Source organism: Paenibacillus terrae HPL-003 (assembly GCF_000235585.1).
GTDB classification, from domain to species: domain Bacteria; phylum Bacillota; class Bacilli; order Paenibacillales; family Paenibacillaceae; genus Paenibacillus; species Paenibacillus terrae_B.
On record NC_016641.1, the window covers coordinates 899,874 to 924,215 of the forward strand.

General features: G+C 49.7%; 18 protein-coding genes. 2 read left to right on the forward strand and 16 right to left on the reverse strand.

Annotated features, from left to right (window positions below):
- Positions 1–132: 132 nt before the first annotated feature.
- Positions 133–1,551, forward strand: a complete 1,419-nt coding sequence (locus HPL003_RS04330; protein WP_014278395.1) for a VanW family protein — start codon at positions 133–135, stop codon at positions 1,549–1,551.
- Between the two features lie 96 nt (positions 1,552–1,647).
- On the opposite strand, the gene HPL003_RS04335 is transcribed toward HPL003_RS04330, so the two are convergent.
- On the reverse strand, positions 1,648–2,784 hold the full coding sequence (locus HPL003_RS04335; protein WP_014278396.1) for an S-layer homology domain-containing protein: 1,137 nt from the start codon (positions 2,782–2,784) through the stop codon (positions 1,648–1,650).
- 263 nt (positions 2,785–3,047) lie between these two features.
- Between HPL003_RS04335 and HPL003_RS04340 the strand changes: the two genes are divergently transcribed.
- Positions 3,048–3,836 carry an alpha/beta hydrolase gene (locus HPL003_RS04340; protein ID WP_014278397.1) on the forward strand — a complete coding sequence of 263 codons (789 nt, stop codon included), beginning with the start codon at positions 3,048–3,050 and terminating at the stop codon, positions 3,834–3,836.
- 112 nt (positions 3,837–3,948) lie between these two features.
- Here the strand turns inward: HPL003_RS04340 and HPL003_RS04345 are convergent, their stop codons facing one another.
- The 15 genes from HPL003_RS04345 to secA form a co-directional block, all read right to left on the reverse strand.
- Positions 3,949–5,580, reverse strand: coding sequence for an ArnT family glycosyltransferase (locus tag HPL003_RS04345; protein WP_014278399.1), 1,632 nt, complete (start codon positions 5,578–5,580; stop codon positions 3,949–3,951).
- A gap of 139 nt (positions 5,581–5,719) precedes the next feature.
- Positions 5,720–6,139 (reverse strand): GtrA family protein, encoded by a 420-nt coding sequence (locus HPL003_RS04350; RefSeq protein ID WP_014278400.1) that lies wholly within the window; start codon positions 6,137–6,139, stop codon positions 5,720–5,722.
- Entirely contained in the window at positions 6,102–7,109 is a 1,008-nt protein-coding gene (locus HPL003_RS04355) for a glycosyltransferase family 2 protein (RefSeq protein WP_014278401.1), read from the reverse strand. Before HPL003_RS04355 ends, HPL003_RS04350 begins: the two co-directional genes overlap by 38 nt.
- 23 nt (positions 7,110–7,132) lie before the next feature.
- Positions 7,133–9,595 carry a cyclic di-GMP-binding domain-containing protein, MshE-related gene (locus HPL003_RS04360; RefSeq protein WP_014278402.1) on the reverse strand — a complete coding sequence of 821 codons (2,463 nt, stop codon included), beginning with the start codon at positions 9,593–9,595 and terminating at the stop codon, positions 7,133–7,135.
- A complete protein-coding gene (locus HPL003_RS04365; protein ID WP_014278403.1) occupies positions 9,588–9,839 on the reverse strand; it encodes a hypothetical protein in 252 nt (83 codons plus the stop codon). The genes HPL003_RS04360 and HPL003_RS04365 overlap by 8 nt, the downstream gene beginning before the upstream one ends.
- Before the next feature lie 537 nt (positions 9,840–10,376).
- Positions 10,377–11,789 carry an argininosuccinate lyase gene (argH, locus tag HPL003_RS04370; RefSeq protein WP_014278404.1) on the reverse strand — a complete coding sequence of 471 codons (1,413 nt, stop codon included), beginning with the start codon at positions 11,787–11,789 and terminating at the stop codon, positions 10,377–10,379.
- A gap of 88 nt (positions 11,790–11,877) precedes the next feature.
- Positions 11,878–13,113 (reverse strand): argininosuccinate synthase, encoded by a 1,236-nt coding sequence (locus HPL003_RS04375; RefSeq protein WP_014278405.1) that lies wholly within the window; start codon positions 13,111–13,113, stop codon positions 11,878–11,880.
- A gap of 113 nt (positions 13,114–13,226) precedes the next feature.
- Positions 13,227–14,183: an ornithine carbamoyltransferase gene (argF, locus tag HPL003_RS04380; protein ID WP_014278406.1), complete on the reverse strand. Its 957-nt coding sequence runs from the start codon at positions 14,181–14,183 to the stop codon at positions 13,227–13,229.
- 51 nt (positions 14,184–14,234) lie between these two features.
- Positions 14,235–15,503, reverse strand: a complete 1,269-nt coding sequence (locus HPL003_RS04385; protein WP_014278407.1) for an acetylornithine transaminase — start codon at positions 15,501–15,503, stop codon at positions 14,235–14,237.
- A gap of 55 nt (positions 15,504–15,558) precedes the next feature.
- A complete protein-coding gene (argB, locus tag HPL003_RS04390) occupies positions 15,559–16,398 on the reverse strand; it encodes an acetylglutamate kinase (protein WP_014278408.1) in 840 nt (279 codons plus the stop codon).
- A gap of 80 nt (positions 16,399–16,478) precedes the next feature.
- Positions 16,479–17,705, reverse strand: coding sequence for a bifunctional glutamate N-acetyltransferase/amino-acid acetyltransferase ArgJ (argJ, locus tag HPL003_RS04395; RefSeq protein ID WP_014278409.1), 1,227 nt, complete (start codon positions 17,703–17,705; stop codon positions 16,479–16,481).
- Positions 17,706–17,811: 106 nt separating this feature from the next.
- Entirely contained in the window at positions 17,812–18,861 is a 1,050-nt protein-coding gene (gene argC / locus HPL003_RS04400; RefSeq protein ID WP_014278411.1) for an N-acetyl-gamma-glutamyl-phosphate reductase, read from the reverse strand.
- Between the two features lie 284 nt (positions 18,862–19,145).
- Positions 19,146–20,045 (reverse strand): YitT family protein, encoded by a 900-nt coding sequence (locus tag HPL003_RS04405; protein WP_014278412.1) that lies wholly within the window; start codon positions 20,043–20,045, stop codon positions 19,146–19,148.
- 97 nt (positions 20,046–20,142) lie between these two features.
- A protein-coding gene (prfB, locus tag HPL003_RS04410) for a peptide chain release factor 2 (protein ID WP_148267371.1) occupies positions 20,143–21,256 on the reverse strand; the annotation gives its coding sequence in 2 pieces (ribosomal slippage) (positions 20,143–21,183 and positions 21,185–21,256; 1,113 coding nt in all).
- 359 nt (positions 21,257–21,615) lie between these two features.
- Entirely contained in the window at positions 21,616–24,066 is a 2,451-nt protein-coding gene (secA, locus tag HPL003_RS04415) for a preprotein translocase subunit SecA (RefSeq protein WP_014278414.1), read from the reverse strand.
- Between the last annotated feature and the right edge of the window lie 276 nt (positions 24,067–24,342).

The window sequence follows — 24,342 nt, forward strand, 5'->3', positions numbered from 1 at the left end:
TCATACCGTTTATCATTGTAACAAATTTGTTACCTGAATAGTACCGAAAGTTTTCTGCTTTTGGCACATATATATGAATATTATGGCACAAGAATACGCTGCCAAGCTTACAAGACAGGAGACAGCCGTATTATGAAAAAAATTCATTTATCCTTCATCTGGATATGGACTGTAATTCTGGCGCTGGCCATGTTGTGGGGAGGACTGCATTTGTACGCCGACAGGCAAACGCTGCCGAAGGGCGTAACCGTCGGAGGAATCAATGTGGGAAATATGGATAAAACAGCCGCGCTCCAACTGCTGGATACAAAGCTGAATGCATTGAAGCAACGCCCCCTGATCCTGACGGACAGCGACAGCAGCGCGCAGGATATCAAGCTTACGCTTGGGGAAGCGGGTATCCACTATGAAGCGAAGGCATTCCGTGATGCCGTGAACGCGCTCGTCTCGGAGCATCTTTGGACTCGTGCGCAGACGCGGTTTTCCTTTGGAAAAGAATGGACCATTACACCTTCCCGGCAGGAGGGAGCCTTGCAGGTCAGGTTCGGAGCCAGTTGGGAGGAACAGCGTTACGGCAAGCCTGTCAATGCCGTGCGCCAGATCGACGGGGACGATCAGATTCGCTATATTCCGGGCCGCTCTGCCAGGCGCCTGGATTGGCCCAAACTGGGCGTAGCGCTAGATAAGGCTCTGCCCAAGGATCTTACTGCTTCTGGGGAGCCGGTGCGGGTGGAGTTGCCGTTTCGTCAACTCGAGCCGGACATTACGGTGGACGGTCTGCGGAGTGAAGGGATTGAGCGCAAAATTGTCCAGTTTTCCACCAGCCTCAGCAGCAGCTCGGAAGGACGTGTGTACAACGTCAATTCGGCGGCAAGCACTGTTGACGGTTTGATTCTCAAGCCGGGCGAGATATTCGATTATGGTCAGATCATTGCCAAGGCTGAGCGCACATATGGCTTTCGTGAAGCCCCGGTGATCGTAAACGGGCAACTGGAACCGGGCATTGGCGGCGGGATTTGTCAGGTATCCAGCACCGTTTATAATGCGGCGCTGCGAGTCGGCCTGGACATTGTTGAGCGCCGCAACCATTCCTTGCCGGTCAGCTACCTACCCAAAGGTCAGGATGCAACTTTTGCTACAGGATCTATCAATTTCCGCTTCAAAAACAATACAGGCAAGTATTTGCTCCTTCGTGCCGCTGTCCAAAACCGGACGCTTACCGTCAAATTTTTCGGCACATTCCCGTCCAATGTGTCCTATGAGTTGGAATCACGTACGGTTCGTGTATTACCCATCCCAGAGAAAACAATCCGTAATGACTCCCTTTCCCCCGGCTTCTATCAGGTGCTTCGGCAGGGCAAGGCAGGATATGTCGTGGAAACGTACCGAATGAAGCTCGTAGATGGCAAGACCGTGGAACGCACCCGAATCAGCCGTGATACCTACCGTGCTCAGCAGCGTATTGTGGCTGTTCACAGCGGAAGCACATCACCTGAGCCGCAGACACGCGAACCGCAAGAGCCTATTGTAGAAGACGGCATAAGTGAATAAGGCATGCATACAAGCATAACAAAAAATCCCCCTTCGACTACCGCCTGAATTGGTACCAGCGGAGTTGAAGGGGGATTTAGCATGAGCGGGATGGTTTTACTCGCTGCGTTTGCCTGAAACAGAAATTTCTACAGGCGCACTTTCGCTTCCGTCTGCATCCACTGCTTTGACAACCAGCCTAACAGTGGCTTTTTGAGTAAGCACGTTAATGCTGAACGTACCATCGCCCTTGGCTACTGCACTACCGATTGATAGATCGTTGGAATAGACGGTTACCGTGGAACCTGCTTTAGCTGTCCCTGTAATCGTACCTTCGCCGTCATACACTTCGTTTACTTTAAGTGTGTCACTGGCAGCTACCGCATCAGTGTTTGTATCTGTAGTTGTATCGGTGGTGCTTGTGTCTGTCGTTGTGGAGCTGTCCGTAGTCGTATCCGTGCTGTCTGTGCTGGTGCTACTATCTTCTGTTTCGCTTCCAGGAGTAGTAGACGTGTTACCATACGTCGAATCCGTAACGTTACTGTATGTGGAATCTGTTACCGTTCCGCCAGGAGTCGATGTGAGATTATCAATCGCGCTCATGTTGTAACCGGAGGCTGCGTCCAGAATAGCAATCGCTTCTGCACGTGTCAGCGACTTCAATGGCTGGAATTTACCATCAGGATAACCGTTGATGATTTTTTGCTCCGCAGCAGCGGCTACACTTTTCTTCGCCCATGATCCGATTTTGTCGGAGTCTATGAACTTGGTGACATCTGCCGCGTTGCCTGCTGTCAGTCCAATGGCTTTGCCCACAATAGCGGCAGCTTCCTGACGCGTTACTTTTCCATTCGGTTTGAGCTTGTTATCTGCATAGCCGCTTATGTAGCCTGCATTTACGGCGTTTGTCAGTTCATTATATGCCCAGTGCGAAGCTGGCACATCTGTGAACGTTCTGTTTCCATTACCGTTTACCTGAACACTGTCCGCATACGTTACGTCCGTCACGGCTGGAGTATCCTGTGTGAACGTACCGAGACTGCGGTTCAGGAGAACGATAAATTCTGCACGTGTGATGGCCGCATCCGGTTTCACCGCACCGTCTAATTGTCCTGTAGCTGACCAACGTTGTACTTGGTCTCCTGCCCAATGACCGCTTGTGTTCTGCGGAGCCGCTGCTGCTACGCTGAATGCGCTAAGAATAAGACCTGTACTCAATACACCAGTAACTGTGTTTCTGAGCTTATTTCCCATACTCTGAATTCCTCCTTTGATTGGCTTCACCATTCTTTTTTAAACACTTTACCAGAAATCAAACCCAAATAACCCCCAAATTAAAAAAATCGTCCCATATAACCATAACCCGTCCTTATGTAGGATAAATGGGATTCGGGACTTAATACCTAGTCATTTGCTTGGATATGTATATTTAGACAGGCTACGCTATAATGAAAGCATTATCGGTCGTATGATTACTGCAATGAGGTCACAAAATCCCTAGTAAAAGAGGTTTTCCTATGGCTCTTATTCAATGCCAGTTTTATTCAGAAGTGCTTGGCTTGAGCACATCCATGCATGTTATTCTCCCTCAGGAAACCCGTTCGCAGATAGGACTGGAGGGTAAGCAAGGAACCGGACCACACCCAACACTATATTTGCTGCACGGCCTGTCGGACGATGACTCGATCTGGTTACGCAGAACCTCCATTGAACGCTACGTTGCTTCACTGGGGATTGCTGTTGTGATGCCACAGATTCACCGGAGTTTTTATACCAATATGGAGCAGGGAGGGGCTTACGGGACCTTTATCAGTGAAGAGTTGCCAGCTTTGGCACGTTCCTTCTTTCCCTTATCCGCCAAGCGAGAAGACAATTTTGTGGCGGGTCTTTCCATGGGCGGGTATGGTGCCTTCAAACTGGCACTCCAACATCCAGAGCGCTTTGCGGCCGCTGCCAGTCTCTCGGGGGTGATGGATATACACGCGGCACGCATCGACCCTACACATAAAGCGATGAGTTCGGCGGAATGGAGTCACATTTTTGGTCCAGATGAAATACGCGGAACAGATCACGACTTGCTGGAGCTGCTACAACGTCATACTACCTTGGGAACTTCACTCCCCCTGCTCTACCAATGCTGTGGTACGGAGGATTTTCTGTATGAGGGAAACCAGACCTTTCGTAAAGCGTGCGATACTGCCGGGATTCCACTGACCTACGAAGAGGGTCCAGGGACTCATGAATGGGGATACTGGGACGCAAAAATCCAGGATGTACTCGCTTGGCTACCGCTCAAGGGGCGGTAAATAGGCGTAAAAAATACCCGCAGCTTACCTCGCCGTATCATGGCGAAGTGGTAAAGCTGCGGGTATTCGTTATGAAGCAATGTGCAACCCATATTTATGGGCCTGACATGCGTCAAGGAGCTATCGTCACAGCCGTAGATGGAGAATCGGATTGTGACTTGGGTAGCACTTTGTACAGGCGCCATTCCCCGTTAAACTCGCGTTCGAGCTGAACCCAGGGGGCTCCTTTTTCATACAAATTCGGATACACCATGTTGATTTTACTCAGTGGCATGCCCGACTTGATCTGAGGTACAAGGATATAATCCACATGACTTTCCTGCGGATAGCTTAATGCCCTATTAAACGAATAATCACTTGTGATCAAGAAGCGCTTCGGGTACTGGCTGTACACGATCATGGTGTAGGCTGAGGCCGAATCGGTCATAATGGTTGACTTTGGCAAATGCTCATCCAGCCAGACTGCAATTTTCCGGTCCGATTCCTGTCTCACATAGTTCACATTACCTGTTCGTGTGAGGAAACTGTTCTCATCCGGCGCGATATCCGGGCGAGTCAGTGCATAGGAGAGTAATCCGGCCGTAAGCACCAGACTGACGGACACCAGACCAAAGGCCGCCCGCCGCGCTCTACCCTGGAGCTGACTCAGCTCATACGGCAGCCAGGCGACGGTAATCGGAAACACGTACATAAAATAGCGGAACCATCCATATGAAGATTGCTTCATCATCAGTAAAAATTGTAAACCCGGCACAGACAGGAACAACAGTAAAATAATCAGCGTTCCCCACCGCAACAACCGCCCGCTTAACAGCCGGATGAACAGAATAGCGAACAACGGTACGGAATACCAGAGGGTTTTGGAAGCGATAAATTTCAGGGCAACCAACGGATGATTAAAGATTTCCACGAATTTATCATCATTTAGCAATTCTGCCGATTGCGCCGTGTTGGAATACTCCGAATTGAGAAAATAAAAGGCATTCCCCATAATGAGATAGTTAAAGAAAATCCACAGCAGACCGGAAAAGACAACAGGCAGCAGGAGAAGCAACCAAGTCGCCTCGACCTTATGTAGCTTTTCCCGAAAAGGCAGCTCACGTCTGCCCATGTTCCGGTGAAGAAACAGAATGGCCACGACCACGCCGCCCGCCATCGCCACCCCGAGGGGGACTGCTTCATATCGAGTCCAGAACGCCATGGCAAGCGCTAATCCAGATACGATCAGACTCGCTGTCATGCGGTCCTTGAGCCACAGCGCAAATTCAATCACCGTCATCATAATAAAATATATGTATAGCGAATCGCTCAGCCCGTTGGCACCGAACAATAAAATAAACGGATTCAGCGCATAGAACAGTGCCAGCATCAAGCTCATTCCCGAGCTAAGTCCTGTTCTGACACCCGCCCGATACAGCAGCACAGCTGTCAAAGCGGCAAAGGTAGCACTCAGGATGACAGCCGCCAATCCATAGGATGCTAATGCCGGAAATAGCGGGTACAGCAGTAATATCACCATTTCCAAAAGACTGGGCAACGGATTCCAGATGAATCCGATGGCACCCAAATGCGGATCACGGCTATACAGCACATAAAATGCATTGGCTACGCGACTGAGCGCGTCCGTATGCATGTATCCCAGAACATAACTGAAATAAATGCCTGCGGACAGCTCCAGCGCAAGTATAAACACAAACAGACCTATAACCATCCATCTGTTTGCAGACCATTTGCGAAAGGACATTCCTCTCGTTCCCCCTCAAACTTGTTGCGGCGATGTGGCTGTAGCAGTAATTTCCACCCTACAGCCAGATCAACCCGACTGTGATACTCTGCTACCTAAAATACAATGATCGCAACTCTTTATTTCCTTTTTTTCAAAATCATGAAGTCTCTTTCTGACGCTTTTGTGGAACGGAGAAGATCCAATAGCGATTCCAGATATAATTATGAACAGGCACGATGATGGTGGTCAGTACCTCACCGATCAGATACGACCAGCCGATCCAGTGAATGGTTGCGTACATCAGACCTGCATTCAAGAGCAGGCCACAGGTGCAGACCAACAAATATTTAAGAAACTGGGTACGACTCCCCTCCCCGGTAGGCTCGAATGTCCAGTTCCGGTTCAGCACATACGATACAAGCAGTGTGACTACGAATCCGATCGTAGTAGCCATTACCGCAGGCACCCTGAACAGTTCCACCAGCAGTACAAGTACACCCACATGGATACCTGTTCCCAGCAGCCCCACAATGCCATATTTAATGATTGGATACTTTAGATACGAACGTCTGATCATGTTGATTAAACTCCCTATCCACCCACAATCGGTCAGCGTTCGCCCGTTTGTCTGCAATCAGATAACGAGGTCTGGCTTTGACTTCGTGATATATGGCGGCGATATATTCTCCTACCACTCCGATGGACAGCATCAATACACTGCCGATAATCAAGAGCAGCAAAATAACAGTTGTAAAACCAGTCACAGCGGTACCCGATAATTTGTGCGCCAAGGTTTGAATTCCCAATATAACTGAAATCAGCATAAAAATGAGTCCCATTAAACTTACTACCCGCAACGGCACGGTTGAAAACGAAACTATTGCTTCCGCTGCAAGCCGAATCAGCCCCAACGGACTCCAGCGACTGGGGCCCTCCTCCCGTGGAGCCACCCGGAACGAAATCTGGGTTTTACGGAAACCAAGCCAGGCCGTCATCCCGCGAAAAAACGGAATCCGCTCAGGCATCGCCATCCAGGCATCCACCACCCGGCGATCCAGCAGCTTATAATCCGAGGCATCTTTGAGGTTAAAGCCTGTCAAACGGTTCAAGGTCGCATAGAACAATGAAGCCCCGAGCTTTTTGCCCATCGACTCTTCTCCCCGGAATTCCTTCACACATTCGACCAGATCGTAGCCCTCATCCTGCCATAAACGCACCATTTCTCCAATCATCTCAGGAGGATGCTGCAAATCGCCGTCCATGACGATGATAGCATCGCCGGAGGCGTTTTCCAGACCTGCGCACAGCGCCAGCTCCTTACCGAAGTTCCGGCTAAGCCGAAGTGCGAGCAGAGAAGGCATACGGCGAGACAATTCGGATAGCTTGACCCACGTATCATCTCTGGAACCGTCATCTATGACAATCAGCTCATAGCGTGAAGTGACCACAGACAGCACACCATCAATCACCTTGAGTGAACGCTCCAGATGTGAGCTTTCATTATACATGGGAATGACAACAGATAAAAAGGGTGTTTTTGTCTCCATTCTTGCTCCTTCTTTCTTCATATTCAGGAGGATTGTGCAGGAGCATCATCCAGATCATGCATATCGGTCAGACCATGCGTCGTCTTCTCCCAATAGAAAGGCTTGGTAATGAGCTGCCAGGCTGCCTTCACCGCAGCAATACTCATAAGTACCCAATACAGCGGCGAAAGCAGCCCGTATTTGACCATCGCGTAAGAAAATGAACGTTCACCGCGCTCTTCCAGTTCGCCGATGACCCAATACATTCCCGCCACGTTACTAAATACGAACAAAAAGTTACCGATATAAAATTCCGCGCTGGCCAGGTAATACACATAACCCGGGAACAGCTTGGGAATAAAGGCCATTTCCCAACCAAACCATAAAATCAGCAATCCCCAAAATATCGGATTCAGCAAAGGCAGCATCGGTGTCGCCAAAATCATGACCTGAAAGCCGAAAAAGCCTTTCCAGCCCACCTCACGCACCAGCTTCACCGGATTGCGCATATGAACCAGCCATGTCTGCATGTATCCCTTGATCCAGCGTGACCGCTGGCGAATCCAGTTCCCTACGCGACTGTTAGCTTCCTCCCATGTACGCGAATCGACAATGGCGGTTTTGTACCCCCCTTTATACAGACGTATACCCAGATCGGCATCCTCGGTTACATTGTAGGGGTCCCACGCATTGATATCTTTGAGCACGGATACCCGAAAATGATTGGATGTTCCGCCCAAAGGAATAGGCGTATCTAACTGCATAATACCCGGCAGGAGCAGTTCGAACCACATGCTATATTCCTGCGTGAACCAGCGGGTCAGCAAATTTTGCGTACTGTTAAAATAGTTGAGCTTCGCTTGAATACACGCATAATGCTCAGGGAGCGAGTTGAACGCCGCAATGACCTTTTTAAGCTGGTCGGAGTCGGGACGATCCTCGGCATCATAAATAACCACAAATTCGCCACGCGCCCGAATAAGCCCGTAGTTACACGCCTTCGGCTTGGTTTTCGGCAAGCCGTCAGGGACAACCAGTGTCGTGTAATAGGCGGGCAGCTTCATTTCACGAAGCAGCTCAATCGTCTCAATATCGTCCTCTTCAATTAACAGCCGCACATCCAGCTTGGATTTTGGATAATCAAGTTGCTCCAAATTCCGCAACAGCATCGGAAGCACGCCCGCCTCCTTGTACATCGGTACGAGAATGGTATAGATCGGCAGCTTTTTCTCATCCATGGCGTCGACCTCTTCCTTCGTAAAGCGAAGCTGCGCCCCACGCCGGGAACCGAGATAAATAATACCGAATTTGAAGAGCGTCATAGCAAAATAAAACAGCTGGATCAGCATATTGATGATCAGCACCGTATTCCAGCTGTTCCAGAAAAGACCGAGCACTGTAATTACGCCCATTGCCGCGAACACCCATAGTTGTCCCTTCGTAAAGGTCGTACGCGCCGAATTGTGCGGCTCTTTTTCCAACAATCCGGTCGTGCTCTCCTGCATCATTTCCTCACCGTAGATCTTACCCCAGAGCTGCTCCATCTCTTCCTTGGTCGCCAGCACCTGCTCCACCGGCATCCCGAGAATGTCCTCCAGCTTCAAGCGCCGCTCTTCTGGCAACGGATCACTGACCGCCACAATATAGCGGTTCATATATTCATGAATGACGACCACACCGTAAGCCATGGCCACCTGCTCGGGTAACTTATAGGCTGCATCCAGTGCCAGCTCTTCACCAATACGGCCGATCCGGTTCTGTGTAGCAATCGCGCGGTACAAATCCGCAGGCTCCAGCATTTGCAATGACAGCAAAATATCGCCGAGCAGCCCGCCACTCTTCGCCTGGAACTCCAGCGCGCGCTCTAGCTGCTCTGGTGAAATATAGCCGGAACGTACCAGCATGTCGCCCAGTCGCTCTTTGGATTCATCACCGTCCACCTGCTCCTGCAATTGCTCTGCGGTAATGAAGCCCATCTCTACCAAAATGTCGCCCAACCTGCCACCGTAACGTCTTTGGTTTCGGATGGCGTCGGTAAGCTGATCGCGGGTAATTATGCCGTTGTCCACCAATTGGTCTCCAAGGCGGGCTTTGCCGTTCCGTCCGTTCTGTATCCCCGTGGCGGCCTCTTCGCCTGCGGAACCAGGAGCGCCGGAGACTACTCCCAAGGCGGCTCCCGTCGCAGCCTGCTCCTGTTGGCCGTCAGGATATTGGACTTGCGCCTCCTGCGCTTGTCCATCCTGCACACTTTCATCCAGCAATTGCTCCACCGCTGCTGCCGTATCCGCGGCGCTCTGTAATGCCTGGATACGCAGTTCCGTATCCTGAAGCCGCCGTTCCAGTTCCTCAATATGAAAATCCAGCTTGTACAGCACCGGGGCCTGCTCCGTCCGCTGGGCCTCCAACTGCTGCTCCAGGCGAGCGATCTGCTGACGCTCTTCTTTTATTCTTCTCTTGGTTTGGGGAATTGAAACTCCCCCAATCTGCCACCTCAGCCTGTCACCCATGGATTCCCGCCCTTTCAATCCAACGCCGTTCTTCTGCGAGCGCATCCGCAAGCAACTGCTTCAACTCCGCATCCCGTTGCTTCTTCCGTTCCAGCGCCGCGTGGAAAAGCTCCCGTTCCTCGCGCAGCAACTTCTCGTCCTTCATCCGCTCCTCGTGCAACGTAGACACCAGCTGATCGGCGTCAGAAGCATGATAACCGATCCATGCGCTCTTTAACTGCCGCGCCGTTCTTTTGCTTCTCATAATACCTCCCTGAACCGTCCGGACTCTGCCTCTAGATCTGTTCCTGCATCCATGGTCTTACGTCTTCCTGAAAGCAGCACATTCTCTTATTCTCATTTAAACCCTTCGTTTACATATTGATGCAAGTCTTCTGGTCAAGAGAGACCCATAAAAACCTGACATTTATTCATTTGATACCAGTTCTGTCCTGATAAATTGGTAATGCAATTAAAAACTTAGTGCTATTCTACCATACTCGTAGTAGGAGTAGGTATACAATAATGTAAATTCTAGAAACTTTCACACTAATGCATACATAGGTATATAGAACTATTTTATAATCCCCGTGATTGCGCCTGTCTAAGAAACCTTACGCAATCTATCATTGTTCAGATCACCACTTAATCCAAATACCTTAAAAAGCACAAAAAGCACCGCGAACGGTGCCCTTGCTATCTTGCTATCTTGCTATCTTGCTATCTTGATATCCTGCTATATGTGCTAAACTATCAAATTCCACACAACGTCCCGCTGCTGCGCAAGAATTCTTTTAGCTGATTAGTTACTCCGTTTGTGCCCTTCAAACCATGTTGACGTGCTGCTCAGAAGCTGTTCACTGCGCCCGATGGCTGCCTGTACCTGTCCGGTTGCAGTTCCACCGTATACATTCCGGGCGTTAACCACCGTTTCCGGTTGAAGCACCTCATAGATACGGTCGTCAAACAAGTCGGAAAACTGCTGGAATTCCTCCAGTGTCAGATCAAGCAAATACTTGCCATGCTGGATGCAATACAGCACCGTTTTGCCGATAACCTCATGCGCCTGACGGAACGGAAGTCCCTTGCCCACGAGGAAATCCGCAATATCCGTCGCATTGGAGAAGTCCTGATTGACCGCTTGACGCATGCGATCCTTGTTCACCTTCATCGTGGCGATCATCGGCGCGAACAACTGCAAAGCCCCTTCCAGCGTAGCAACAGTATCGAACATGCCTTCCTTATCCTCCTGCATATCCTTGTTGTACGCTAGTGGCAAGGATTTCAAAACGGTCAGCAGTCCAACGAGATTGCCGTAGACGCGTCCAGTTTTACCGCGTACCAGCTCCGGTACGTCCGGGTTTTTCTTCTGCGGCATAATGCTGCTGCCTGTGCAAAAGGCATCATCCAGCTCCACGAAGCCAAACTCCGTGCTGCTCCACAACACCAGCTCTTCGCTTAGACGCGACAAATGCGTCATGATCAGCGAAGCTCCAGCCAGAAACTCTACGATAAAGTCCCGGTCGCTAACGGCGTCCAGACTATTTTCATACACACCATCAAAACCCAGTTGCTCGGCTACAAAATGACGGTCTATCGGAAAGGTCGTCCCGGCCAAGGCACCCGCACCTAGCGGCAATACATTGATGCGCTTGTAGCTATCTTTGAGTCGGTCAATATCGCGCTCCAGCATCGATACATATGCGAGCAAATGATGCGCGAACAAGATAGGCTGCGCACGCTGCAAATGCGTATATCCGGGTACAATCGTATCCAGATTATCTTTCGCCTGTCCGATTAGTGCGGCTTGTACATCATGCAGCATACCGACCAGCGCCACCACACGTCCGCGCAAATACAAGTGCATATCCGTTGCCACCTGATCATTACGGCTGCGCCCGGTGTGCAGCTTACCGCCAACTGGACCAATCGCTTCGATCAGATTTTTCTCGATATTCATATGAATATCCTCGTCCGAAACCGAAAACTCAATCTCCCCACGGCGAATACGCTCCAATACTGTGTGTAGTCCTTCCTTGATCGTATCCGCATCGGCCTGCGGAATAATCCCGCATTTGCCCAGCATGGCCACATGAGCCAAACTACCCTGAATATCTTCTTCCGCCAACGCTTGATCAAACCCGATGGAAGCCGTGTATTCCTCTACCAGCTTGTTGGTCTGCTTTGTAAAACGTCCGCCCCATAGCTTACTCATTTTTGCAAGATCCCCTCTCTGCAATACAAGCCGTCCTCGTCGCTTGGACAAGGACGGCCCGCATCCCGTACATTTTAGGCTAACTCATTTATTTATTATTTTTGGCTACTCCCGCATTGACCTTCAAGCGCAGGGCATTCAAGCGGATAAAGCCTGTTGCATCCCCTTGATCGTAGGCTTGTGTAGGATCAGCTTCCATCGTCGCAATATCCGGATTGTACAAGCTGACCGGACTTTTGACACCTGCGCCAATAATATTGCCTTTGTACAGCTTCACGCGCACTGTACCACTGACATTCTTTTGGCTCTCATGAACCAGTGCCTGCAAAGCCACACGCTCCGGCGCGAACCAGAAACCGTTGTAGACCAGCGTAGCATAACGGGTAATCAGACTGTCGCGCAAATTCATGACCTCGCGGTCCATCGTGATGGACTCCATTTTGCGATGAGCTGTGAACAGGATCGTACCGCCCGGCGTCTCATACACTCCGCGGCTCTTCATACCGACAAAACGGTTTTCCACCATGTCCACACGTCCGATGCCATGCTTGCCGCCCAGCTCATTCAGCTTTTCCATAACCTGCAACGGGTCTAGCTGCTCTCCATTCAAAGCGACACAGTTTCCTGCTTCAAACTCCAGCTCCAAATATTCCGCTTCATCAGGAGCATCCTCAGGTGCATTGCTGAGCAAGAACATTTCTTTATTTTCAGGAGCGCTCGGATCAAACCAAGGATCCTCCAGCACGCCGCTTTCATAACTAATATGCAGCAGATTACGGTCCATGGAGTACGGCTTGGCCGCAGAAGCGGTTACCGGGATATCGTGTTTCTCCGCATAGGCAATCATTTCTGCCCGGCCCGGGAACTGATTGCGGAACTCTTCCAGCCGCCAAGGTGCGATCACCTTGATATCGGGCGTCAACGCCGCCGCGTTCAGCTCGAAGCGCACCTGATCGTTGCCTTTGCCTGTCGCGCCGTGAGCGATAGCTGTTGCACCCTCTGCAATCGCAATATCCACCATCCGTTTAGCGATCAATGGACGTGCAATACTTGTTCCTAGCAGATATTGCCCTTCATACAAAGCCCCCGCCTGAAACATCGGATAAATAAAATCCTTGGCGAATTCATCACGCAGATCATCAATATACACTTTGGAGGCTCCAGTAGCGAGCGCTTTTTCCTCCAAACCATCCAGTTCTTCCTTCTGTCCGATATCTGCGGTAAACGCTATAATTTCAGCGTCGTAGGTTTCTTTAAGCCATTTCAAAATGACCGACGTATCCAGACCGCCGGAATATGCGAGTACGATTTTTTCTTTTGCCATGATTGAAGTCCTCCCCGAATGCTTCTAGCCACTATCCTTCATTCACATCTGCATCTAAATCTACAGATCATCTTCCACAAATGCAATCTTTCTAACAATAAAACATAGCTTCTTTATCCCATCAAAGCAACCATCAATGCTTTTTGTGCGTGCAGACGGTTCTCAGCCTCATCAAAAATCACTGAATTTGGCCCATCGATTACACCTGCGCTCACTTCTTCGCCACGATGCGCAGGTAGACAGTGCAGGAACAGATAATCCGGCTTCGCCAGCTTAACCAGCTCCTCATTCACCTGGAAGTCGGCAAAAGCAAGCTCCCGTTCCTTTTGCTCTTCCTCAAAGCCCATGCTCGCCCATACATCGGTGTAGATTGCATCTGCATCCTTTACTGCTTCTTGCGGACTTTGGGTAATCACAATCTCACTGCCGGTTTGCTTGGCAATCTCACGGGAAGCTGCCACAACACTCGGATCAGGCTCATATCCAGCAGGACTTGCAATCGATACATACACACCGAGCTTCGCTCCACCAATCAACAGGGAATGCGCCATATTGTTGCCGTCCCCGATGTAGGCCAATTTAAGTCCTTTAAGCTTGCCCTTTTGCTCATACAAGGTCTGATAATCAGCCAGCACCTGACACGGATGCGCCAAATCGCTCAAGCCGTTGATCACAGGAACAGATGCATAACGCGCCAACTCTACAACATTATCGTGTCCGAAGGTACGGATCATAATGCCATCCAAATAACGAGACATCACCTGTGCCATATCGCTAATAGGCTCACCGCGTCCTAGTTGAATATCATTTTTACTGAGAAAAAGGGCATGCCCGCCCAATTGAAACATGCCGACTTCAAAAGATACCCGTGTACGTGTAGAGGATTTTTCGAAAATCAGTCCGATCGTTTTCCCCTTCAGCGGCTGATAGGTTTCTCCATTTTTGTGCTTGCGCTTGATTTCGATGGCGAGATCGATTAAATATTGGATTTCTTCGGTCGAGTAGTCGTCCAACTCAAGAAAATCCCGCCCCTTCAAGTTAATTTGCTGCAATGCCCCGCCCTGGCTCATGCTATCGTCTCCTTTTACACTCTAATCTAGGTAGTTAGGTAGTTTAGCCACCTAAGCAATATGCTCCTGAATCAACTCGGTAATAAGTGCTACAGCCTGATCTATCTCGTCCTTCGTTACATACAGGTTAGGCAACAGTCGAACCACGTTCGGTCCTGCGGTAATGAACAAAATGCCCTTCTTTTGTCCTGCCAAAACAAGTTCCGCCACAGGCTCAGCACACTCGATGCCGACCATCAGACCTTTTCCACGGATATCCTTCACAAAAGGAATCTCTCCAAGCTGCTTTTGCAGACTTTGGAACAAATACTCGCCCAGCTCAGCCGCACGCTCTGGAAGTTTTTCGTCAATAATCGTTTCAATGGTCGCCTGAACCGCTGCCATAGCGAGCGGTGTACCTCCAAAGGTAGAGCCGTGACTGCCCGCCGTGAACGCTTCGCGCAAATATCCTTTGCCCAGCATCGCGCCAACGGAAAAACCACTGCCCAACCCCTTCGCCAACGTAAAGATATCCGGCTCTATGCCGTAATGCTCAAAGGAAAACAGCTTGCCTGTACGGCCCATGCCCGTCTGTACCTCATCAATGATCAAAAGCAATCCATGCTCGTTGCAAAGCTTTGTAATCACGTCTACAAAAGCAGGCTCTACCGGATACATTCCGCCTTCTGCCTGCACCATTTCCAGCATGATTGCAGCCGTATTCTCGCTAATCGCCGCTTCGAGTGCAGCCTGATCGTGAAGCGGAACGCTTTTGAACCCGGCTGGAAGCGGTAAAAAGCCTTCTTTTACTTTATCCTGACCCGTAGCGGTCAAGGTTGCCAGCGTCCGTCCGTGGAAGGATTGCGTGAACGTAATGATCTCGTAGCGTCCGGTCTGCTTCACCTTCTGGTGATAACGACGCGCCAGCTTGATCGCAGCTTCATTCGCTTCTGCACCGCTGTTGCAGAAGAACACAGCATCTGCGCTGCTATTGGCAGTCAGTAGAGCGGCAGCCCGTTCCTGCCCCGGAATATGAAACAGATTGGATACGTGCCATAGTTCATCAATCTGCTTTTTCAAGCGTTCAGCTACAGCCTGTGGCGCATGTCCAAGATTGGTAACAGCAATGCCTGACATGAAATCCAGATAACGATTGCCCTGATCATCCCACAGCCAGCTTCCTTGTCCTTTGACCAACGTAAGCGGGTATCTTGCGTAGGTTGGAAAAAGAGAGCTTTCTGTCTGCACAGTTGCGGATGCCTTTTCCGTTTGTGCTCCGACAGCGGCTCCGTTCGTACCTGGCGTTTCAACGCTCACCAGCGTATTCGGTTCCTTACTCATTATGTTCACGCTCCTTTTTCGTTTGGTTATATAAGATTCCGTTATATGTTTGCAGTTACTGCATGCGCACGATGCGCGTTCCAATGGCTTCCCCGCCCAGTACACGGCTTAATACCTGCGGTTCACTGCCGTTCACAATGACAACTTCCTTCACTTTGCCGTGGATGCAGGCAATAGCCGCTCTCACCTTAGGGATCATGCCGCCGTATATTTCACCTGTGCTGATCATATCCTCAATCTCCTGTACGGTGATCGAGTCCAGCACCTTCTTTTCTCCGCCGATCTTCTTCAATATGCCCGGTACATCCGTAACGACGATCATCCGGCTAACTCCAAGATGAGAGGCCACTGCACCCGCGGCTGTATCTGCGTTAATATTGTAGCGCTGACCGGAACGATCAATTCCGATGGGCGCAATAACGGGCATATAGTTCATATCCAGCACACCTGTAATAATCGAAGCTTGGACAGACGTTACTTCTCCGACCCAGCCGACCTCTGCCGCATTAGACACAGGCTTTGCTTCGATTAAAAAGCCATCGCTGCCCGACAAACCCAGTGCTCGACCTCCGTGCATTCCGATCCTGCGTACAATCTGCTTGTTAATGCTGCCGGACAGCACCATTTCCACGACATCCAGCACGGGTTCGGTTGTTTTGCGCAACCCGTTGATGAATTCCGTTTCGATGCCCAGCTTCGCCAAATTGTCGGAGATAGCAGGGCCGCCGCCATGTACAATAACAGGTTGCAGGCCTTCCGACTGCAAGCGGGCCAGATCGTCAAAGAAGGAATCAGGCAACGCAGCCAGCGTACTTCCTCCGCATTTCATCACAAAATTACGACGTGCCAATCCCGCATGATTTGCTTGATCCGCGTTTTCCACTGCCGATTGCATATAATCTCCCCTTTTCTCCTCTGCACAGTCCGTGCCATTGTACAATAATGTCAGAATTACATCCGTGCTTATTCCGTTATCTATGTCCGATATGCAGCGTTAATCCGAACGTAATCGTAGGTTAAGTCACAGCCCCATGCTGTGGCGGTTCCGTTCCCGTGATGCAAATCCACAATAATCCGCACCGTATCTCCTCGTAGGTAGGAGAGCGCCTCGTCTTCATCAAAAGCGACTGGACTGGACGCACTTAGCACAACAATATCACCCAAACGGATGTCTACCGTATCCGGGTTGACCGGCTCCCCGGCCCTCCCGACAGCGGCAATAATCCGGCCCCAGTTCGCATCAGCACCAAAAACGGCCGACTTCACCAGACTGGACCCGATCACCGTCTTCGCTATCGCTTGAGCAGAGGCATCACTTACCGCGCCACTCACGGACACCTCTACCAGCTTCGTAGCGCCTTCCCCATCGCGGGCAATTGCCTTCGCCAGCTCACGACAGATATAGGTGAACGCTTCGGCAAAAGCAGCCCAATCGGGATGTTCTGCTTGCAGCTCACGGTTACCCGCCAGCCCGCTTGCCATCGCGATCAGCATATCATTCGTGCTCGTATCGCCATCTACTGTAATCATATTAAAGCTGGTATCCGTTGCCTGCTTCAATAGTTGATGAAGTGCAGTCTGCCCAATCGCAGCATCACAGGTCATAAAAGCCAGCATCGTCGCCATGTTCGGATGAATCATGCCCGAACCCTTCGCTGCTCCGGCAATGTGTATGGTCACGCCATCCACTTCAACCGCCACGCATGCTTCCTTCTTAACCAAGTCCGTCGTCAGAATGGCTTGGGTAAATTGCTCCGCTCCATCGCTCTCCCCGTTCACACGGCCAGGTAATGCAGATATGCCGCCAAGCACACGGTCCATTTTCAAATGCTCGCCAATCACGCCCGTCGAAGCAACAGCTACATTGCTCTCCGCAATACCCAGCTCACGAGCCGCCGCCGAGCGCATAGCGTAGGCATCTTGCTCTCCTTGCTGTCCGGTGCAGGCGTTGGCGTTCCCGCTGTTCACCACGACCGCTTGCAGCCGACCATCCACAAGGCTTTCGCGAGTCACTTTGAGCGGTGCAGCCTGAAATACATTGGTGGTGTATACCGCAGCGGCTGTTGCCTCTACCTCGCAGCGAATCACGCCGATATCATTGCGGTCGGTATTTTTAAGTCCGCAGTGCAATCCTCCGGCTGTAAAGCCGCGCGGGGTTACGATATTTCCCCCGTTTACTACTGTAAACCCTGATTTGCTCATAATTGTGTGCCCTCGTCCGCAACGCTTTCTATAAGTAACGGTTCTATTTGCGAATCCATTCCCGCCCGCTTACGTTTCCCGTTCCATGTTGCGGCTGCTTGCTGCTTTACGGATATACCGGTATGAAGCCCAGTCCGAGGTTCTCCTCCCATCCCATCATCAAGTTTAAGTTCTGAATCGCCTGTCCGGCAGCACCCTTCACGACGTTATCAATGACCGAAATAATCGTAAGGCGCCCGGTCCGTGCATCTGCTGCAAAACCGATATCGCAGTAATTGGAGCCAAATACTTCCTTCGTTGCTGGCCATACACCTTCACCGCGTACACGGACAAAAGGATGGTCTTTATAATAATCCCGGTATAGCCCGATGAGATCCTGATCTGTGTATTCACCCTTCAACGTGACATAAATCGTACTCATAATTCCTCGGGTCATCGGAACCAGTTGTGTCGTAAACGTAATCGTAACGTCCTCACCCGCAATATCGCCCAAAACCTGTTCGATCTCAGGGATATGCTGGTGTTTGTTAATCTTGTAGGCTTTAAAATTCTCGTTCATCTCTGCATAATGCGAAACGAGACTTGTTCCCCGTCCGGAGCCGGATACCCCGGATTTGGCATCTACAATCAGCGTCCGATGGTCGATCCAATCTGCCTTCAACGCTGGAATAATCCCCAGCAATGTTGCTGTTGGGTAGCAACCCGGATTAGAAATAAAAGGGACACCAGCAAGCTTTTCTGCATACACCTCGCTGAGTCCGTATACGGCTTGCTTGAGATATTCGGGTGAAGCCGCAGGCTTTTTATACCATGCTTCGTACGTTTCCCCGCTTCGCAGTCTGAAATCCCCGGAGAGGTCAATGACCTTCAATCCGGCATCAAGAAGCTGCGGCACCAGCTTGGTGCTGACACCAGAAGGTGTAGCTGTGAAAACCAGATCAGCCTTGGCAGCCATCTCTTGAACATCGACACCATCCAAATCCTGAACCACAATGTCCGTCAGATGTGGGAACCCGTCACTGATCGGAGCACCCGCACTGGACGAAGAAATAACAGATACGATCTCTACCTGCGGATGATGAACCAAAAAACGAATGAGCTCCACCCCGCCATACCCGGTGGAACCGACAATTGCCACTTTTAGCTTGCTGCTCACAGACCTTCCTCCATTCCGTTCCTATGAAATATGTATTATTATACGACTCTATTCATATAAATACAACATACTCATGTAAAGTTATTCACCCAAATTTGAAGTGATTGCCTCATGCAGAAGTGATTGTCTCATGCATTAGTATTCATTTAGATTGCTCATTTCTGCATCTGATGCTGAAGTTCCAATCAGAACCTGTATAAATACAAAAAGGGAAACCACGTTCTGTACAAACGAGGTCCCCCTATTGATTAGCTAAAACAAGCCTTCCGACAGGCCACTTTATTTTAGCCTTCCTTCTTAAAACCTTCACCCAATACTTCACGCGTATTACTAATGATCACAAAAGCTTCCGGATCTACCAAGCGAACAAGCGTTTTGAGACGGGTCACCTCATTTTGGCCTACCACAACCATGAGCACAGGACGTTCTTCGTTCGTATAACCGCCTCGTCCTGCCAGCTCCGTCAATCCCCGATCCAAGTCATGTAAAATAGCCTGTGTGATCTTTTCCTTCTGATTGGATATGATATAGGCCACTTTGGAGTAGCTTAACCCCATTTCCACGGCATCAATGACCTTGCCAGTTACAAACAAACCAATCAGTGCGTACAGCGCCCGTTCCGGCGATAAAGCAAAGCCAGCCAGTGTAATGACTGTACCATCCATGAGCATGACGCAGAGTGATAGGCTGAGGCCGGTATATTTTTGAATGATCTGCGCCAAAATAGCCAGCCCACCCGTCGAGCCTCTGCCCCGGAATACGGTGCCCAATCCCAACCCTACTCCGATTCCACCATACAGCGAAGCCAGCAACGGATTCGTTGTCGGAACTGCCCAATCCTTAGTTAGATAAACGAATAAAGGTAACATGATACTCCCCAGCAGGGAACGTAAACCGTATTTCTTTCCTAACAGCAGCACCCCCGCTATAAATAACGGAATATTCATTCCCCACTGCGTATAAGCTGGTTCCAGACCAAACAGATCCTCGCCCAAAATAGATAAACCCGACACACCCCCGGATGCAATTCGGTTAGGAAGCAGGAACATATTGAAGGTCAGCGCCGTAATGAAGGAGCCGAGCACAATGAGTAGAACATCCATCACATTGCGAGCGGGGCCGCTGGCGGCAATCAGAGGTTTACGGCGTCTTCGCCGAGCAGCGGGGAGATTCATTTGGGACATCTTTCGTATTCTCCTTTAATTTAAAATACCGTGTACACAAAAATTCCTACAGTCCATAGGCACATGGCCTATGGGTCTGTAGGAAACATACAGGCTATTATTCTGCGTCCAGCTTGATCTGACTGCGCAGGTAACCATCGATGAACGGGTCCAGATCGCCATCCATGACAGCTCCTACGTTGCCTGTTTCCACACTGGTACGATGATCCTTCACCATGCTGTATGGGTGGAACACGTAAGAACGAATTTGGCTGCCCCATGCAATATCGGACTGCTCCCCACGGATTTCGTCCAATTGTTGACGTTGCTCTTCAATTTTGCGCTCATAGAGCTTGGAACGAAGCATCGTCATAGCCTGCTCACGGTTCTTAATCTGGGAGCGCTCATTTTGGCAAGTTACAACAATGCCGGAAGGAAGATGCGTAATCCGAACTGCTGAGTCGGTCGTGTTAATATGCTGACCGCCTGCGCCACTGGCGCGGTACGTATCAATTTTAAGATCCTCTGTCCGGATTTCCACGTCCACATCATCCACAATTTCCGGCACGACATCGCAGGATACGAACGACGTATGCCGACGCCCCGAGGAATCAAATGGAGAAATGCGAACGAGACGATGCACGCCTTTTTCTGCTTTGAGATAGCCGTAAGCATTATAGCCCTTGATTAACAGTGTTACACTTTTGATCCCTGCTTCATCACCCGCCAGGTAATCCAGTGTTTCTACCTTAAAGCCGCGTTTTTCTGCCCAGCGTGTATACATCCGTAGCAACATTTGGCCCCAGTCCTGCGACTCGGTTCCGCCTGCCCCCGGATGCAGTTCCAAAATGGCATTAAGCTTGTCATATGGCTGGTTTAAAAGCAATTGCAGTTCGAACTCCTGAAGCTTACTCAGCAAGGATCTGATACTGTTTTCAATTTCTCCAGCCAGTGTTTCGTCGCCTTCCTCATCAGCCAGCTCAGCCATCATCCCGGCATCCTCATATTCCTGACGGAGCTGCTCATAGCTGTCCACCGAAGACTTAACCGCGTTCATTTCCGCGATCACAGCTTGGGCTTTATCGTTATCATCCCAAAAATCAGGCGCAGCCATCTTTTCCTCAAAGTTTGCGATCATTTCCTGTTTGAGATCTAAGTCAAAGAGACCCCCTAAGGTTTGTTAGTTTCTTGCCTATTTCTCTTAAATCATGTTTTACATTTGGATCAATCATTATGTCATTCTCCTTTTAATATATGGTTAGGGGGTTAAAAGCGTTGTGAGTTACGGCTGGGTAAGGAGACGCTATGCGAATGATTTGATCTTATGATCGCTGTTGCAGTGAGATGCCCTTGATTGAAATAACACATTTAAAGGTGGGCATCTCACTGCAAAGGCGAACGCTGACGCTTCTCCAGATTCAAATCCTTCGCTTCGCTGCCGACCGCCGTAAAGTCAAACGGCTTTTCAATAACCGGGTGCTCCCCTGTATGGCACAAAATGGCCGACGATCAGTGGTTGAACTGCCGTCTGCCATTATATGCACTGCAGGGAATAGTTGTATCTCAAGATCTACCCCTAAATTTCAAACCGTTATTTTCTACGCGGACGCGAAGGGGCGGATTTCTTTTTAGGAGCAGCAGGTTCCCCACTCGTCGAGATTTTGTCTTCGTCGATGACAGCCTGACGCTCTTGGTTGGATTCAATTTGCGCCTTCATGATGTAGGTCGCTACTTCCTCCTGGATGCTGGCGATCATGGCATGGAACATTTCAAAACCTTCAAACTGGTATTCACGCAATGGATCGGTACCACCATAAGCACGCAAGTGAATACCTTGACGCAACTGATCCATAGCATCGATATGATCCATCCATTTGCTATCCACTGCACGCAGTACGATAACTTTCTCGAACTCGCGTACCATGTCTTCGCCAATCGTCTCTTCACGTCTGTGGTATCTTTCGGTAACTTTCTCGAAGATCAGTTCAACGATCTCTTCTTTTTCTTTACCCCACAGGTCATCACGACTGATTGCATTTTCCTCAAGCAGATTGCTGTTCACGTATTCTGCCACTTCTTCAAGTTCCCAGTTTTCAGGAATGTCATCACCGCAATGAGCTTCCACCACACGCTCGATAACAGGCTTGATCATGTCAAACACGACTTCTTTAATGTTCTCGGATTCCAGCACTTCACGACGCTGTTTGTAAATAATAGTACGTTGCTGATTCATCACGTCATCATATTGGAGAACGACTTTACGCTGGTCAAAGTTGTTGCCCTCAACGCGTTTTTGCGCCGATTCAATAGCACGTGTAATCATGCGACTTTCAATCGGTTGGTCTTCCTCGAAGCCCAACCGCTCCATCATATTCAGCACGTTGTCTGCACCAAAACGCTTCATTAACTCATCGCCCAGCGATAAGTAAAATTGTGTGGAACCCGGATCACCCTGACGTCCTGCACGTCCGCGAAGCTGATTATCAATACGGCGAGACTCGTGACGCTCTGTACCGATGATGTGTAAACCACCAATAGTCGATACGCCTTCGCCCAACACGATGTCTGTACCACGTCCCGCCATATTCGTGGCAATGGTTACCGAACCCGCTTCACCTGCACGGGAAATAATTTCAGCTTCCTCAGCATGATACTTGGCGTTAAGCACTTTATGCCGGACGCCTTTGCGTTTCAGCATTTCGGAAAGAAGTTCCGAATTTTCAATAGAAATCGTGCCTACCAATATCGGCTGGTTGTTTTTGTGGCGCTCCACAATTTCATCTACAACCGCATGGAATTTACCTTTTACGCTCTTGTATACTACGTCAGGCATGTCCACACGCTGATTCGCCCGGTTCGTAGGGATCTGGAGAACTTCCAGACCATATATTTTTTTGAATTCTTCTTCTTCGGTTTTAGCTGTACCCGTCATACCCGCCAATTTGCGATACATACGGAAATAGTTTTGGAAAGTAATCGTCGCTAGCGTCATGCTCTCGTTCTGTACAACGATGTTTTCCTTCGCTTCAATCGCCTGATGCAAACCATCGCTGTAGCGACGTCCGGCCATCAGACGGCCTGTGAACTCATCGACAATCAGAACTTCGCCATCAGCTACGACATAATCCACATCCAGACGCATAATAGCGTTAGCCTTCAGTGCCTGTACGATGTGGTGATTGATTGTAACACTTTCCTGATCGTACAGATTCTCCAGTCCGAAGAAATTCTCAGCTTTGGATACACCGTTCTCGGTCAAAGCAACCGACTTCACCTTGATATCCAAGGTGTAATCCTCTTCAACATTTAGACTCTTCACAAAACGGTCAGCCGCAAAATACAGCTCCGTGGATTTCTGAGCTTGTCCAGAGATAATCAACGGCGTACGGGCTTCATCGACGAGAATGGAATCCACTTCATCAATGATACAGAAATACAACGGACGTTGTACCATCTGTTCTTTATAAAGTACCATGTTGTCACGCAGGTAATCGAATCCAAACTCATTGTTCGTGCCGTACGTGATGTCGCAAGCATATGCATCTTGCTTTTCTCCATGACCCAGACCGGACAAATTCAGACCGACCGACATGCCCAAGAAGTTATAGATTTGTCCCATTTCTCCGCTGTCACGTTGCGCCAAATAGTCATTGACCGTAACCACGTGCACGCCTTTACCCAGCAGTGCATTCAAATAAACCGGCAGTGTTCCCACCAGTGTTTTACCTTCGCCAGTTTTCATTTCGGCAATTTTACCTTCATGCAGCGCAATACCGCCCAGCATCTGCACGTCATAATGACGTTTGCCCGACACCCGCTTGGACGCCTCACGAACGGCTGCGAAAGCTTCCGGCAAAACCTCTTCCACCGTAGTTCCCTGCTCAATCCGGGCTTTAAACTCCGCCGTTTTCGCTTGCAGTTCCTCATCCGATAGCTTCTCGAAATCCGGCTCTAATTTATTGATCAGCTCAACCGTCTTCATTAAACGCTTGACGTCACGTTCGTTTGTATCTCCAAAAATTTTCTTTACAATTCCTAACATGGTTTACCCCTTTCACGCAAAACAATTAATAGAATCAATTTCACAATAAGAAAGGGTCCATGATGAAATTGATCCCGATATGTTTGACAGGCCCGGCTATACCAGCCCATCGTGCGATGTTCTTTGCATAAATTGTAACAGTTTGTAGGACATGCCGCAACACAAGCCGCTTCCTGATTTGCATCCGGTTAAAGATACCAAAACAATTGACCCATGAAATACACATTTAGTTACGTTCATTTGCATTAAGATTACATTTCATTTTCAGAAAAATAT

Excerpts from the sequence above, each read along its gene's own strand:
- HPL003_RS04335 (WP_014278396.1), bottom strand. The coding sequence starts at position 2,784 with ATGGGAAATAAGCTCAGAAACACAGTTACTGGTGTATTGAGTACAGGT.
- argF (WP_014278406.1), bottom strand. The coding sequence starts at position 14,183 with ATGAGCCAGGGCGGGGCATTGCAGCAAATTAACTTGAAGGGGCGGGAT.
- HPL003_RS04385 (WP_014278407.1), bottom strand. The coding sequence starts at position 15,503 with ATGAGTAAGGAACCGAATACGCTGGTGAGCGTTGAAACGCCAGGTACG.
- argJ (WP_014278409.1), bottom strand. The coding sequence starts at position 17,705 with ATGAGCAAATCAGGGTTTACAGTAGTAAACGGGGGAAATATCGTAACC.
- HPL003_RS04355 (WP_014278401.1), bottom strand. The coding sequence starts at position 7,109 with ATGGAGACAAAAACACCCTTTTTATCTGTTGTCATTCCCATGTATAAT.
- HPL003_RS04375 (WP_014278405.1), bottom strand. The coding sequence starts at position 13,113 with ATGGCAAAAGAAAAAATCGTACTCGCATATTCCGGCGGTCTGGATACG.
- HPL003_RS04340 (WP_014278397.1), top strand. The coding sequence starts at position 3,048 with ATGGCTCTTATTCAATGCCAGTTTTATTCAGAAGTGCTTGGCTTGAGC.
- argH (WP_014278404.1), bottom strand. The coding sequence starts at position 11,789 with ATGAGTAAGCTATGGGGCGGACGTTTTACAAAGCAGACCAACAAGCTG.
- HPL003_RS04345 (WP_014278399.1), bottom strand. The coding sequence starts at position 5,580 with ATGTCCTTTCGCAAATGGTCTGCAAACAGATGGATGGTTATAGGTCTG.
- HPL003_RS04330 (WP_014278395.1), top strand. The coding sequence starts at position 133 with ATGAAAAAAATTCATTTATCCTTCATCTGGATATGGACTGTAATTCTG.
- HPL003_RS04360 (WP_014278402.1), bottom strand. The coding sequence starts at position 9,595 with ATGGGTGACAGGCTGAGGTGGCAGATTGGGGGAGTTTCAATTCCCCAA.
- HPL003_RS04365 (WP_014278403.1), bottom strand. The coding sequence starts at position 9,839 with ATGAGAAGCAAAAGAACGGCGCGGCAGTTAAAGAGCGCATGGATCGGT.
- HPL003_RS04405 (WP_014278412.1), bottom strand. The coding sequence starts at position 20,045 with ATGTCCCAAATGAATCTCCCCGCTGCTCGGCGAAGACGCCGTAAACCT.
- HPL003_RS04350 (WP_014278400.1), bottom strand. The coding sequence starts at position 6,139 with ATGATCAGACGTTCGTATCTAAAGTATCCAATCATTAAATATGGCATT.
- secA (WP_014278414.1), bottom strand. The coding sequence starts at position 24,066 with ATGTTAGGAATTGTAAAGAAAATTTTTGGAGATACAAACGAACGTGAC.
- argB (WP_014278408.1), bottom strand. The coding sequence starts at position 16,398 with ATGCAATCGGCAGTGGAAAACGCGGATCAAGCAAATCATGCGGGATTG.